Genomic DNA, 14,033 nt, shown 5'->3' with positions numbered 1-14,033 from the left:
CAAACCCAACAAACGACTCTACGAAATGCTCTGCCACTACCTCAGCGGCTGGGCCACACTCGACGAACTTGAGCAAGCTATCGCCAAACATCACGCCACAGCGAAACCCCCGTAGCAAATCTTGAACCGAACACTATTGGGTCCAATCGGTCGTCTCTGGACGACGGCAAGAGGCCGACGGCCAAGCGCAAAAAAAGAACTGGCCGGGGCGGTCGCTGTTGCGTTCGACCGTTCCCAGCCAGTCCTAAATTCGCCCGCAAAAGTGCAGGCTCAGAGCACCCTGCCGACACCACAGCGGCAGGGTTTCCTGATCGTTACGGCTTCTTCACCTCTTGCCGGAGTTCCGAGACGAGGCGGAAGAGGTGATCCAGCTTCCGCTCGATATCTGCAATGCGTCCACCGTCGGGCGGCGGAGGAGGACGATGGCCGGCTTGTTGGCCGCCAGGACCATGCGGGCCGCCGGGGCCGAATGCGTGAGGGCCAGCACCGTGTGGCCCACCCGGCGGACCATCATGGAACCGGAAGCTGGCAAACCGATTGCCGTGATCGCCCGGTCGATCATGGCCGCGTGCACCCGCTTCGCTGTGACCGAGACCGGGCTGGCCGTGATGGCCGAACTGGTGAGGGCCGAACTGGTGATGTTCCGCTCGGGCATGATGCTCTCCACCGTGACGGTGGTGGCCATGATGCGCGAAACGATGTCCATCGTGCTGACCATGATGTTCGGCGTCGCGGTCATGGCCGCGGTGGCTGTGATGCCCGTGGTGACCGTGATGGCGATGGTGGGCGAACTGGTGATGGGCGTGGTCGCCGTGAGCCCCGTCGCCGTGATACCCATGACCGCGGTGATGCCGGTGATGGGCAAAGTGCGAACCACCGTGGCCGTCGCGATGCCGACGATGATGAGCATAGTGCCCCTTGTGGTCGCCGTGGCGGCCGGCGCCTTGGGCGAATTCGTGGCCGTGTGCAGAATCATGATGGCGGTGATGGTGCCGATGGTGCGCGTACTGGCCGTGATGACCGTGGCCGCCATGATGCCGGTGATGATGGGCAAAGTGCCGATGTCCATGCTGCCCGTGGTGCCGATGGGCATGTTGCCGATGGGAACCGTGGCCGGCGTGTGAGCCGTGATGGCCGTGTCGATGTTCGCGATCGGCGTGACCTTGTTTGCCTTCGTCGGAGGATTGCTTGTCCTTCTTCTCGTCCGACGCGGCACCATCCCTTTTATGCGAGGCTGCATGTGCCCGGGCGAATTGCTCCCACCACTGCCGGCGCTGCTCGGGGCTGAAATGGGGTCGGCCGCGGCCGCGCTCGCGCCCTGCCGATTCTTCCGATGCGGCTGCCGGCTTTTCGTCAGCCAACGCGACTTGTGTCACTGCTGGCTGCTCGGCGACCGATGGTTCTATGGCGACCGCCGAGACCGGCTCGGTCGACGTTGCTGCTTGCTCCGCTTGAGCATGAACCAAAGCTGGCGCGAGCGCGCAGCAAAACGTGCCCCAAATTAACGCGTACCGTGACATGAAGAGGCTCCCTGATCCTGTACCTGACCCCCTGCAATAGTCAGCCGCGTTCGCTGCGGCCCCCATATACAGGTAAACCCGGTGGGCGCGCGAAAGTATCGACTTTTCTTTTCGTAAGGAGGGAGGACGGTCGCGGCGAAATGGCGCGCAAATGACCGCGCGGCCATGTGATTTGCCGCAGCAGGACAGGGGCCCAGCGATCAGGCGCTGCGTCGTTCGCCGCTCCGTACGTCGGCTTCTTTGCCCCGCTTGCCAAACTGACCGTGAGGTGTGGGCGACTCGGCGGGTCGTGGCTCGGGCACTTCCAAGAGCAACTCGGGCCGCACCAGGGTTTTGAGGGTCCGCGGCAAGTGCAGAAGTGGTTTTCGCAGCCAGATCGCCGCGAGCACTGCCGGCGCCATGATGACGTAGGTTCCGTAACGAACCGGCAAAGCGGCGAGCAGAATGCTCACCACGGTCAGCACCAACGGGGGCAGCCAGCGCGACAGCTCGGTGAGCCGCGCGGCGCGCGCCCGCATGTGCGGTACGTCAAGGGCGTACAACACGTGAATCGAAACCGACGCCACGAAGGCCAGGAATACGAACGTCTGGCAGATGATCAAAAAGTAATCCATTCGCGTCATGTACGTCAGCGGCGGCAAGCTGGAATCGATCGTGATGCGATACGCCACCACGGTGAGCATGGCCGTAATGCCGACACCGACTTGCGAGCTGAATTCCTTCGGATCCATCCAGAAGACGCTCCACGCCGTGGCCATGATCGGCAAAAGCGGCAGCACGATCGACCACAAATAGAAATGCGGGTCGCGCGTGACGCGGATCGTGGTGCGGAAGAGCGAAAACGTCTCATTCGTGCGCGCGTAATTCGATTCGCCCGCGCTCGACTCCATGTCGATCAATTCCCAGCCGTGCGGCACGACATGGGCAGGGTTCTTCGCACGCACCTCGCCCGCGGCAAACACGACCTCTTCGGCCTCGTAGTCCGTGGCCTCGAGCGCGATCTCCAGGTCGTGTCGGTCCATCGGGAACTCGTGCAGGTCGAAGCTGCCCGTGATCGTGCCGCGATAATAGCGGTTCAGGTAGACCGTTCCGTCCGGCTGCACGTGCGCGGTGGTGCCGCCGCGCTCGTCAACGTCCAGTTCGTCGACCAAGAGCGGATCGGGCGTCCACAGCTCGTCGGCCGGGACGGTCTTCTTGTGAACGCCGGCTTCACGCGCGTCGAAGGCCAGTCGCGGATCGTTCCAAACGAAGTAGGCATTGAATTCGACGTCGAACTTCTGATCGTGGTCCTGGATTTGTGAAATCTCGACGATCTCGATGTCGATCTCGACTCGCGTGGGATGCGACGGCGGCAGCTTCAGGTCGGCGTCAGACTCGTGCGTCACCGGCGTTGCGGCGGCTGGCATCACGGCGACGGCTTCGGCGGGAGGCACGTTGGTAGAGGTCGCCAGTTCCGCGGGCTGTTCCTCAGCCCGTAGTGGATTGGCGGCCAAGCCAGTCGAAGTGCTCAAGACGAAGGCCATGATCGCGGCTTGCGCGAGCCAGCGGCCGGCGGCACGAAAGACGTGTGAGGGCTCGGCGGCGCAGGGAATTGTCGTTTCGGTGGTACGCATGACAAGAGTCCGAATGAGTGCCCCTCGAGCCGGCAACCCGCACTGAAGCGACGTCCCAGGGCGGGAAAATGCCGCCACGTTCTCTCCGATCGACCGCAATGACGCAAGAGAGCTTTCCCGCTCGATCGCGAATGGTCCGATCCCCGACGCCAAAGGACGCTCGGGGCTGAGCCACAACCAGCCGCCTAACGATGTCGCGCGCCTTTTTGGCATTTTCAAAACCACGGGCGGCCGGTCCGCGACAGGGCTCTCCCGATGCGAGAAGCCGACGGGGGATGCTGACGCTGCTGGCACGCATCGTTTCCTCGCGACCGATTCCATCATTAAACGTGGCAAACACAGCCGATCTTTCCAAGTTGAGCAGCTGCGCGCGATGCCGCGCAAGTCGGGGCTGACACCAGCAATTTGCACAACATGCGCGTGATGAGGGGGATCGCTGTCGTGCTGCTACTAGCCGCGCCGGCTGGCGCGCAGGATCTCTCTGCGCCCGGGGGTGTTGGTCCTGGGCTTGGTGTCTCGGCCGCGAGCTACCAGGACCAGGGGGGCATCATCGGCGGCCGGCCCGGCCATCCCCGCATTCAACCCGGGAGGCCGGGCATGCGTCGTGCGCCCAGCACGCCGAGCTTTGGGCTGCCCGGTGGACGTCGCACGTCGCCCGGCATGGGGGCCATGCCATTTGCCCTGGATGCTCCTCTAACGCCCGAGGACGAAGGGCCGCTCGATGGGCTGACGCTCGATCAGGCGATTGAGCAGCTGACATACAACAGCCTGTCACTACGCGCCAAGCAGCTCGAGATTCCGCAAGCCCGGGCGGACGAGCTGACCGCGTCGCTGCGCGTCAATCCGTTCGTGTTCGCCGATGGCCAGCTCATTCCCTACCGTCGCTACAGCGCGACCAGTAACCCGGGCGGGCCGACCCAGTACGACATCAACATCACGTATCCGCTCGACCTTTCGGGCAAGCGGCTCGCGCGGATGGAGGTGGCGGCACAAGCCCGGCGCGCGACCGAGGCACAATACCAGGACTTCGTCCGGCAGGAGTTGGACACGCTGTACACCGCCTACATCGACGCGCTGTCGGCGCGGGAGACCTTGCGCTTTGCCGAGGCGGGCATCGCGGGCGTCGAGCAGGCGATCACGACGCAAGGAAAGAAGGGGAACGACACCGAGGACGAGAAGCTACAGGCCGACCACATCGAAATACATCGCGACGCGCTCGAATTGGTAAAGCTCGACGCCGAAGGAAACCTGGCCAGCGCCAAGCGAACCCTGGCCACGATTCTCAGCATGCCGCGCGAGGCATCACAAACGCTCGAGCTGCGCGGCTCGCTGCGCGACCTGGTGCCTCCGCCACCACCGACTGAAGAGCTCGCACAAACGGCATTGGCCGCGCGACCCGACGTCGCGGTGTATCGTCTGAATGTTTGCCGGTCGCTGGCCGACGTGAAATTGGCCAAGGCCAACCGCTTCTCGGACGTGTACGTCCTGTATCAACCTTACACGTACCAGGATAATGCACCGTTTAACCTCCCCAGCTCGCGCTCCTGGGCCTTGGGAGCCACGGTTACGGCGCCGATTTATGACCGAAACCAGGGCAATATCCGCCGTGCCGCGGTTAACGTCGATCAGAGCCGGCTGGAGCTGCAGGCGATCGAGCGGCGGGTATGGGCCGAGGTGGAGGATGCCCGTGAGGAATACGAGATTTCTCGGCAAATGATCGAGCGGATCGAAAAGCGGCTGCTGCCCGCGGCGCGCGAGGTACGCGACCACAGCCTGAAGGCCTCGGAAAAGGAAAACGAGGACGTCTACGCCTATTTGATTGCGCAGCGTGACTATCAGGACCTGGTCCGGCAGTACCGCGATGCCCTGGTTCGCCACCGGCGCGCCATGTTGAAACTCAATACGGTGGTGGGGTTACGCGTCTTGCCGTGATCGGTCGATGGAGCTTGTTTCCCCGGCGAGTGACGTCCGTACTGCGAGAGAAACTTGCGAAGTCGGCAAGTAAAGCTGCGGAACATGCGGCAGAATTGTCGATAAGGCAAAACAATCAAGGCCCAGGCCACAGGCCGTCGATCCCTTCTGTCACCCAGACGGGCGATGGCTGAGCCGGTTGCCATGCCTGCTTTCGGTCCGCCGGTCCGATCGCCTGCCCCCTGGACACTCGCAAACGGTGAATGCCTCTTTATGAACATTCCGACGCCGCATTTCTTCCTGTTCTCTCAGGCGAACAGGGGGAATCAACGGGACGAATGGAGTTTCGTCCTGAAAGCGGCTGATGGATCGGCCACGTTAAGGGCCGCCGACGCCGAGCCCGATGCTCACGGCGAGCGGCTGGAACTGCTTGCCGTCGTGCGCGGACTCGAAGCGCTCGACCAGCCGTCGCGCGTTACGCTGGTGACTCCCAGCCGGTACGTGAAGCGCGGCATTAATTACGGCTTGCCCGAATGGGGGCGTAACGGCTGGAAGTGGGAACACTTCGGCGAAATGGTGCCGGTGAAGAACCGGGACCTGTGGCAGCGCTTGGATCGCGCGCTCAAGATTCACCGCATTCAGGGCACGGCCTGGCGCATCGATCGTGCGCATACCGACGAAGCGGCGACAGCCGCACCGACGATCGGCGAAGCCCTGGCGGCTGACGGCCCGCTCACGGCCGAGCGGTGGCGAGCCGTCGCACGGGCTGTGTGGCTGCGAATCCGCATGTCGCTGGCCGAGCGACTGGAGCGCTGGTGGCTGTCGGCCGCACAGCTCGGAACTTCTTTGCTACCTTGCCCTTGGATCAAATAGCCAGGCTGCGGCAATTGCTCAATCCGGCCTGTCCGCGCGGGCCGGCGGCTAGACGAACAACCTGCGAAAAACCACAATCGAACGGTGCCAGCGGGGCGACGGCTGGGACCGAACATGGAGGTACGGAAGCGTGCGTACGACGATTGCTCTGGACCATGTGGGGCGGCTGATCGAGGAACGAGACGAGAACCCCTTCGGACTGCTCGGCCCCCACGTGGTCGAAGATCAGGGGCGGCAGGCGTTGGCGGTGCGGGCGTATCTGCCTCACTCGGCCCAGGCGTGGGTGGTCGACCCGGCGCAGGCGCCGGGTGTGCCGCAGCCGATGCGCCGCATCCACCCGGCCGGCTTGTTCGAAGCGATCTGTCCATTGCCGGCGAACGGTTCGGCCAACAAGTATCTACTGCAAACGACCGACGAAAGCGGCAACCGCACGAGCATGCACGATCCGTACGCGTTTCCTAACGTCCTGACGGAGTACGACCTGTACCTGCTGAGCGAGGGAACGCACTGGCGCAGCTACGACCGACTGGGCGCACAGCTGCGCACGGTCGACGGCGTGCAGGGCGTGAATTTCGCCGTCTGGGCGCCAAACGCCACCAGCGTCAGCGTCATTGGCGACTTCAACAATTGGGACGGCCGCCGGCATCCCATGCGGAAGCACATTCCCAGCGGCTTCTGGGAATTGTTCGTGCCCGGCCTGGGCGAAGGGACGCTGTACAAATATCGCGTCAAGCACGGCGGCGAAGTGTTCGAGAAATCGGACCCCTACGGTTTTGCCGCCGAACTGCCGCCGCGCACCGCGTCGAAGGTCGTGAGCTTGGACCGGTACCAGTGGGCCGACCGCGATTGGATGACCCGCCGCCAGGACATCAACAAGTTCGATGCTCCCCTCTCGTTCTATGAAGTCCACCTGGGAAGCTGGCGCCGGCCAGGCGATGACCATCATCGCTGGATGACCTACCGCGAGTTGGCCCACGACCTGGTCGACTACGCCAAGGAAATGGGCTTCACGCATCTGGAGCTGCTGCCGGTCGCCGAACATCCCTTCTCGGGAAGCTGGGGATATCAGACGGTCGGCTATTTCGCGCCGACGAGCCGGTACGGCACGCCCGAAGATTTCATGTATTTCGTCGATCACTGCCATCAAAGCGGCCTGGGCGTGATCCTGGACTGGGTGCCCGCGCACTTCCCGCGCGACGGGCACGGCCTGGCCCGCTTTGACGGCACGGCGCTCTATGAGCATGCCGATCCCCGCAAGGGCGAGCACAAGGACTGGGGCACGCTGATCTTCAACTACGGCCGGCACGAAGTCCGCAACTTCCTGCTGTCCAACGCCCTGTTCTGGCTCGACAAGTATCACATCGATGGGCTGCGCGTCGATGCCGTGGCATCGATGATCTACCTGGACTACAGCCGCGAGCCCGGCCAATGGATTCCTAATCAGTTCGGCGGCCGCGAGAACCTCGAGGCGATCGACCTGCTCAAGGAACTGAACGTGCAAACGCACTCTCAGTATCCAGGCACGCTGACGATCGCCGAAGAATCGACGGCCTGGCCCGGCGTGTCGCGACCCACGTACGTCGGCGGATTAGGCTTCAGCCTGAAATGGAACATGGGCTGGATGAACGACACGACGCGATATTTTCGTCATGACCCGATCCACCGCAAGTATCACCACGATGAGCTGACGTTCAGCCTGATCTACGCGTTCCACGAGAACTTCGTGCTGCCGCTGTCGCACGACGAAGTGGTGCACGGCAAGGGGTCGATCCTGGATCAGATGCCGGGCGACCTGTGGCAGAAATTCGCCAACATGCGGCTCTTGTACTCGTACATGTGGACCCACCCCGGCAAGAAGCTCTTGTTCATGGGGGACGAGTTCGGCCAGTGGAACGAGTGGAACTACGACACCAGCCTGCAATGGGACCTGTTGCAGTGGGAGTCGCACCAGGGCGTGCAACGCATGGTGCGCGACATCAACCAGATGTACCGCCGCGAGCCGGCTTTGTTCGAAGTCGATTTCGAACACACGGGCTTCGAATGGATCGACTGCCACAACTGCGACGAAAGCATTTTGGGCTACGTCCGGCGTGCCAAGGATCCGAACGATTTCCTGGTGATCGCCTGCAACTTCACGCCGACGCCGCGCTTGCAGCATCGCCTGGGTGTGCCCGAGCTGTGCTGGTACGAAGAGATCTTCAATAGCGACTCGATGTACTACAGCGGCAGCAACCTGGGGAATGGCCCGGGCATCATGGCCGAAGAGCTGTCGAGCCACGGCCGTCCGGCGTCGATCCAGCTCGCGCTGCCCCCCTTGGCCCTGACGGTGCTGAAGCCACGGCGATAGATCGCACGTGTCGGAGAGCTGCGCCGCTCCGGGCCGAACACGGAGCGGCGGTGGGTTGCTTGGTGCCACGGTCACGCTTTCCGTGGCCATGCCAAAGGAGAACAGACCGCGCCTTCGCCCTTGGGGCGGACCACATGCTCGCGCGAGCGTGAGCACGGTGACCGAGCGTTGCCCGCGTCCGAGGATTCGACAGGCGCTAGTCGCCGGTGCCGCCTTCGTCGCCGAATTCTCCGCCGCGGCCACGGCGCGCGTCGGGCTCGCGCACCCATCTCAGGCCCGCCTCTTGCTCGATCGACCGATTGAAGCCCAGCAGTTGGTCATTGCGCTGCGGCTCGATGACCTGCGCATAGGAGCGGAAATCGTCGGCCAGGAAGGTGCGCCGCAGCACTTCCAGGCTGGGATCGAATTCCGTGACCTGGATGGCGTACACGATGGTTTGCGGGTTGTTGAACGCCGTCGTCAGGCCCTCGGGCTGTTGGCTGAAGACGGCCTGCATGAAATCGGTTCCGGCGTCCTCGACGTCCTGCACGGTGCTCAACCGCGGCGGCATCCGATTGTTGATATTCGGCGTCGTGCCGTACGTCAGCCAGGAGAAAGGCTCTGGCTTGACGAGCGGCAACACGTCGCGCGTGGCCAGCTCAGCCAACGGAATCTTGTCCTTGCTCGCCGTTCCCGCCAAGGCCTGCGCCCGTTCCAGGGCCGGCTTGCGGGCCTCGATCATCTTGGCGGCTCGCACGACTTCGTCCTTGATCTCGCTGAGCTCGGGAACCCGCGCCTCGGTCTGCTCGGTCTTCCACACCAGGTACAGGTTGCCCGCCGCATCCCCGCTGATCACGGGTTGATAGAGCTGCAAGGGACCGAAGGCATATTGCACGAGCGATCGCTCGCCGACGAACGATTCGCCGATACCTTCGACCTGGCTCAATTCGTAGGCCGAAAGCGGCTTCGTGGTCTGCGTCGTCAGATGGTTCTCTGCGGCCAAGGCATCGAAGTCCAGCGGCTTCGGCGGCTGCAGCGTGCGATCTTTTTCGTGCTTCACTTCCCAGCGCGTCCGCTCGTTGCCGTATTTCACCAACTTCTGTTCGCGAAGCTGATTGAGGACCATCGACATCTTTTCCATGGCCTTGCGGCGCGCCAGCTCGGAGCGAATCGCCGGTTCGACTTTCTCGAGCGGGTCGTACTTGGGACGCGCCGGTTCTGTTGAGGCGGCGTCCGCCTTGACGTCCGAGTTCTCGCCGGCGGCAGGCGTTTCGGCCCGCTTTTCTTCGGAAGCGGCCGGGGTGGCGGCACCCTCCGCTGGCTTTTCCGCAGGCGCTGCTTCCGCTGCTGGCTTTTCCTCGGTGGGCTTCTCTGCGGCTGCCTCCGACGGAGCCGCGGCCGGTTGCTCATCCTGGGCGAAGGTGGCCAGGGCCAGTTCCGTACCGTCGAGCCCGGTGCGGTTGCTGCTTTGCGGCGGCGCATCCGCGGCCGGCTTTTTGTCTGAGGGCTTGTCGTCAGCGGGCTTTTCTTCCGCAGGCGGCGTCGCAGCCTGGTCGCCATCGGCTTTCTCGTCGGCCGGTTTTTCGTCGCTGGACTTTTCGCCCGGCGGCGTCGCGTCGGAGCTCTCGCCCTCTGGCTTGGCGCCTTCTTGGGCACTGGGCTCACCAGCGCCGGCGGCGCCGTTCCCAGAATTCAATTCGCCGGAGTACAGATAGCGGGTGTCTTTATTCTTTTCGTACTCGCTGACGATTTCTTCCTGCGTGACGGCGGCGGGATCTTCGAATTGCTCGTAGCTGGCCACGAAATATTGCAGCACGATCTTGGCCGGAATCTTGAAGCCGGGGACCGGCGCGCCGGGCGTCGGCTCGAATTGCTTGTAGTTCTCGTACAGAGTCTGCACGGCTGTGTTGTCGGGCTCGGCAACCTTGTCGATGAAGTCGGCGACGGCCACGGGAATGGCTTGGATCGTCGCGCGGCTATTCAGTTTCTGATAGGCTTCCCAGCGCTCGGCGGGGGTAACTTGTTGACTGCTTCTGAACCCCGCGGCAAAGCGTTGTGCCATGAGCTCGGTGCGCAGCGCGTCGTAGAGCTGCCGGCGGCTGATACCACCGCGGCGGCCGCTGATACCGGCGAGAATGTCGGAAAACTGTTCGCCCGTCAGACGGTTTTCGCTAATCGTCTGCAGAAAGCGCGTGATCTCGTCGTCGGTCACGCGCATGCCGATTTGCTCGGCTTTGCGAGCCATGAGCATGGTGTCGACGACGCCCGCTTCGGTCTCCGGTCCGAAATATCCCGGCGGCGAAAAGCCGTATAGCATCGCGAACGTTTGTTGCGCGAACCGGTTGACCAGGTTGCGGGCCATGAGCATCCGCCCCAGGTCCGATTCATGGATGTCGCCGTACAGTTTGGTCTCGGCGACGACCGGGTCCTGCGCGCTGCCGCGCATGCCGCGAAAATCGAGAAGAGGGCCCAGGAACACGAAGGCCACCATGGCCATGACGCCCAGGATGGCCATCATCCAACGCTCGTGCTTACGGAAGAGTGCAAAGGGGCTAGCCATGCGAAATATCCTTGCAAACCACGGCAGCGCGGCCGACAACAAGCCTTGACAGCCGGGTAATCGAAAGGTTAAGGAGTGGGCGTCTTGGCCCACAAATTGCGATGGTCCCGATTGTAGGGGGAATCGACGTAAACGCAATGCCAAACAGGAGTCACGTCGACTCGGCACACCTCCAACGGACACGGCTGCCTCGGATTGCGCCGGCGCGAAGATAAAGTGGTCATGCCCGTAGGGGACGTTGGCCGTTACATACAAAAGTTGGCCGAGTTGCCTCGGTAACAAGGTCGCAAGCAGATGCAACCGCGGGCGCGAATACCCAGTCTGCCGGTTGCAGCCAGGCCGAAGATCCAAACGAGCACCCCGCAGATTCTCTTCTCCGACAGCATCGAACGACCCTATGGCGCGTAAATCGGCTTCTAACGGACAAGCACTGGTGATCGTCGAATCGCCCGCCAAGGCGCGAACGATCAGCAAGTTTCTCGGGCCCGGCTATGTGATCGAGGCCAGCATCGGGCACGTGCGCGATTTGCCGCAGGGCGCCAAGCAGATTCCCGCCGAGTACAAGAACGAAGACTGGGCCTACCTGGGCGTCAACGTCAACAAGGATTTCGACCCGGTCTATATCATCCCGCCGGGCAAGACGCAGCAAGTTCGCAAGCTGAAGGGACTGCTGAAGGATGCCGACCAGTTGTATCTGGCGACGGACGAAGACCGCGAAGGCGAAGCGATCAGTTGGCATCTGCGCGAGCTGTTGAAGCCCAAGGTGCCCGTTCGCCGGTTGGTGTTTCATGAAATCACGTCCGAGGCGATCCACGAGGCGCTCGAGCACCCGCGCGAGATCGACGACGATCTGGTCAAGGCGCAGGAAACGCGCCGCATTGTCGATCGGCTCTACGGGTACGAGGTTTCGCCGCTATTGTGGCGCAAGGTGCGACCAAGGCTGTCGGCCGGCCGGGTGCAAAGCGTGGCGGTGCGCCTGATCGTCGAGCGTGAACGCGAGCGCATGCGTTTCGTCTCGGCCCGATATTGGGACCTGCTGGGCTTGTTCGCCAAGACGACGGGCCAGACGCTGCAAGCCGGATTGCAGAGCTACCAGAAACGGCGCGTGCCGGCCGCCAAGGATTTCGACCCGGCGACGGGTAAGCCCAAGGACGACAACCTGCTGATCCTCAACGAGCAGCAGGCCATCGACCTGGCTACGAAGTTGAAGCCGGCCGAATTCCGCGTTACGTCGGTCGACGACAAGCCGTACACGAGCAAGCCGTATCCACCGTTTACGACCAGCACCTTGCAGCAAGAAGCGAACCGCAAACTAGGGTACACGGCCCGACGCACAATGCAGGTGGCGCAGAGCCTGTACGAGAATGGCCACATTACTTACATGCGTACCGACTCGACCAACCTCGCCACGGTCGCCATCGAGGCGGCGCGCGAGCTTGTCTCGTCGCAGTACGGCAAAGAATTTCTGCCCGCCGCCGCCCGCGAATATCGCACAAAGGTGAAGAACGCGCAAGAAGCGCACGAAGCGATTCGCCCGGCCGGGCATCCGTTTGCGTTTCCCGAGTCGCTGCGCAACACGCTGTCGGCCGACGAATTCAAGATCTACGACCTGATCTGGAAGCGCACCGTGGCCAGTCAAATGGCCGATGCCCGCGGCCGCCGGATTTCGATCACGATCGAAGGTGCCGACGCAACGTTTCAGGTCGGCGGTAAGACGATCGACTTCCCCGGCTACCTGCGAGCCTATGTCGAGGGGGCTGACGATCCGGCCGCCGAGCTGGCCGACAAGGAGACCATCCTGCCGGATGTGGCCGTCGGCGAAGTCTTGTCGTGCCGCGAGCTCGAGACAAAGGAGCACAACACGCAACCGCCGGCGCGCTACAATGAAGCCACATTGACCAAAGCGCTCGAGGAGTTGGGAATCGGCCGGCCGAGCACGTACGCCGTGATCATCGAAACGATTCTCGCCCGCGAGTATGTCGTGAAGCGCGGCAACGCCCTGGTGCCGACGTGGGTGGCGTTTTCGGTTTCGCAATTGCTCTCCGAGCATCTGCCGGCGCTGGTCGACTATCGCTTCACCGCGCAGATGGAAGACGACCTGGACGCCATCAGCCGGGGTGAGCGCAAATACACCGATTACTTGAAGGATTTCTACTTCGGCAACGGGCAGTCCGGGCTCAAGAAGCAGCTCGAGAATAAGGTCGACGAGATCGACGCTCGCGACATCAGCCGCATCTACCTGGGGCAGCCCGACGGCGGGGAACAGATTTTCGTGCGCGTCGGGCGGTATGGTCCGTTCCTGGAGCAAGGGGAGCGGCGGGCCAGCATTCCCGAGACAGTGTCCCCCGATGAAATGACCATCGAGGCCGCGTTGCAACTGCTCGACCAGGCCGCCGAAGGGGAAAAGCCGCTCGGCTACGACCCGGAAACGAACAAGCCGATCTTCATCAAGACCGGCCGTTTCGGTCCTTACGTGCAGATGGGCGTTCCCGACGACGAGGAGAAGCCGAAGAACGCGTCGCTGCTCAAGGGGATGAAGCCCGAGGACGTCACGATCGACGTCGCTCTCAAGCTACTGTCGATCCCGCGCGATCTGGGCAACCATCCTACGACGGGGCAGAAGATCACGGCCTATAACGGGCGCTTTGGACCGTATGTCAAATCAGGCGAAGAGACGCGCAGCCTGCCGCCGGATATCTCGCCGTTGGACGTGACCTTCGAGCAAGCTGTGGAGCTGTTGAACCAGCCGAAAAAGCAGCGTCGGGGCTTTGGCGCCGCCAAGGAACCTCTGAAGGTGCTGGGCACTTCGCCGGTCACGAAACAAGAGGTGAAGCTGCTCGAAGGGCGTTACGGCCCCTACGTGGCCGACGGCGTCACGAACGCCTCGGTGCCGAAGCAGCAACCGATCGAAGAAGTAACGCTCGAACAGGCGCTCGCCCTCTTGGCGGCGCGGGCCGAAGCGGGGCCGTCGGATCGGCAGAAACTCCGCGCGGCAAAGAAGAAGCCGGCCGGCAGCGCGAGTGCGAAGCCGGCGAAAAAGTCCGCCAAGAAGAAAACGAGCAAGGCGAAGAAGGCAGCGGACGACGAGTAGGTACTTCTTGGCCTATCGACGGCCCAAGACGCCACGGCTCGATAGCCGAACATCGCGACGGCGGGGAGCCCCGCAGGGGCGAAATCGTGTAGCCGTGGGCGCAAGCCCACGGGTAAACGTCTCGTAGCGCCCTGCAAGC

7 protein-coding genes are annotated in these 14,033 nt (G+C 63.0%); 5 read left to right on the top strand and 2 right to left on the bottom strand.

What is annotated here, in order from left to right:
* Positions 1-422 precede the first annotated feature (422 nt).
* Positions 423-1,124: a hypothetical protein gene (locus VHD36_10875; protein HVU87814.1), complete on the top strand. Its 702-nt coding sequence runs from the start codon at positions 423-425 to the stop codon at positions 1,122-1,124.
* 596 nt (positions 1,125-1,720) lie between these two features.
* On the opposite strand, the gene VHD36_10870 is transcribed toward VHD36_10875, so the two are convergent.
* Positions 1,721-3,133 (bottom strand): hypothetical protein, encoded by a 1,413-nt coding sequence (locus VHD36_10870; GenBank protein ID HVU87813.1) that lies wholly within the window; start codon positions 3,131-3,133, stop codon positions 1,721-1,723.
* A gap of 597 nt (positions 3,134-3,730) precedes the next feature.
* Here VHD36_10870 and VHD36_10865 point away from each other — a divergent pair.
* The 3 genes from VHD36_10865 (at position 3,731) to glgB (ending at position 8,264) form a co-directional block, all read left to right on the top strand.
* Positions 3,731-5,065 carry a TolC family protein gene (locus VHD36_10865; GenBank protein HVU87812.1) on the top strand — a complete coding sequence of 445 codons (1,335 nt, stop codon included), beginning with the start codon at positions 3,731-3,733 and terminating at the stop codon, positions 5,063-5,065.
* Positions 5,066-5,317: 252 nt separating this feature from the next.
* Positions 5,318-5,917 (top strand): RNase H family protein, encoded by a 600-nt coding sequence (locus VHD36_10860; GenBank protein HVU87811.1) that lies wholly within the window; start codon positions 5,318-5,320, stop codon positions 5,915-5,917.
* A gap of 130 nt (positions 5,918-6,047) precedes the next feature.
* Positions 6,048-8,264, top strand: a complete 2,217-nt coding sequence (gene glgB, locus VHD36_10855; GenBank protein ID HVU87810.1) for a 1,4-alpha-glucan branching protein GlgB — start codon at positions 6,048-6,050, stop codon at positions 8,262-8,264.
* 196 nt (positions 8,265-8,460) lie between these two features.
* Here the strand turns inward: glgB and VHD36_10850 are convergent, their stop codons facing one another.
* Positions 8,461-10,803, bottom strand: a complete 2,343-nt coding sequence (locus VHD36_10850; GenBank protein ID HVU87809.1) for a hypothetical protein — start codon at positions 10,801-10,803, stop codon at positions 8,461-8,463.
* Between the two features lie 397 nt (positions 10,804-11,200).
* Here VHD36_10850 and topA point away from each other — a divergent pair, with 397 nt between their 5' ends.
* Complete coding sequence (gene topA, locus VHD36_10845) at positions 11,201-13,894, top strand: type I DNA topoisomerase (GenBank protein HVU87808.1); 2,694 nt, start codon at positions 11,201-11,203, stop codon at positions 13,892-13,894.
* Positions 13,895-14,033: the final 139 nt, after the last annotated feature.

This window comes from Pirellulales bacterium (assembly GCA_035546535.1).
In the GTDB taxonomy this organism is placed as follows: Bacteria; Planctomycetota; Planctomycetia; order Pirellulales; family JACPPG01; genus JACPPG01.
Note: the sequence above shows the minus strand (reverse complement) of the source record. Positions and strands in the feature narration are given on the sequence as shown.

Coding starts and splice junctions, on each gene's coding strand:
- VHD36_10875 (HVU87814.1), top strand. CDS start 423: ATGGCCGGCTTGTTGGCCGCCAGGACCATGCGGGCCGCCGGGGCCGAA.
- VHD36_10870 (HVU87813.1), bottom strand. CDS start 3,133: ATGCGTACCACCGAAACGACAATTCCCTGCGCCGCCGAGCCCTCACAC.
- VHD36_10865 (HVU87812.1), top strand. CDS start 3,731: ATGCGTCGTGCGCCCAGCACGCCGAGCTTTGGGCTGCCCGGTGGACGT.
- VHD36_10860 (HVU87811.1), top strand. CDS start 5,318: ATGAACATTCCGACGCCGCATTTCTTCCTGTTCTCTCAGGCGAACAGG.
- VHD36_10850 (HVU87809.1), bottom strand. CDS start 10,803: ATGGCTAGCCCCTTTGCACTCTTCCGTAAGCACGAGCGTTGGATGATG.
- topA (HVU87808.1), top strand. CDS start 11,201: ATGGCGCGTAAATCGGCTTCTAACGGACAAGCACTGGTGATCGTCGAA.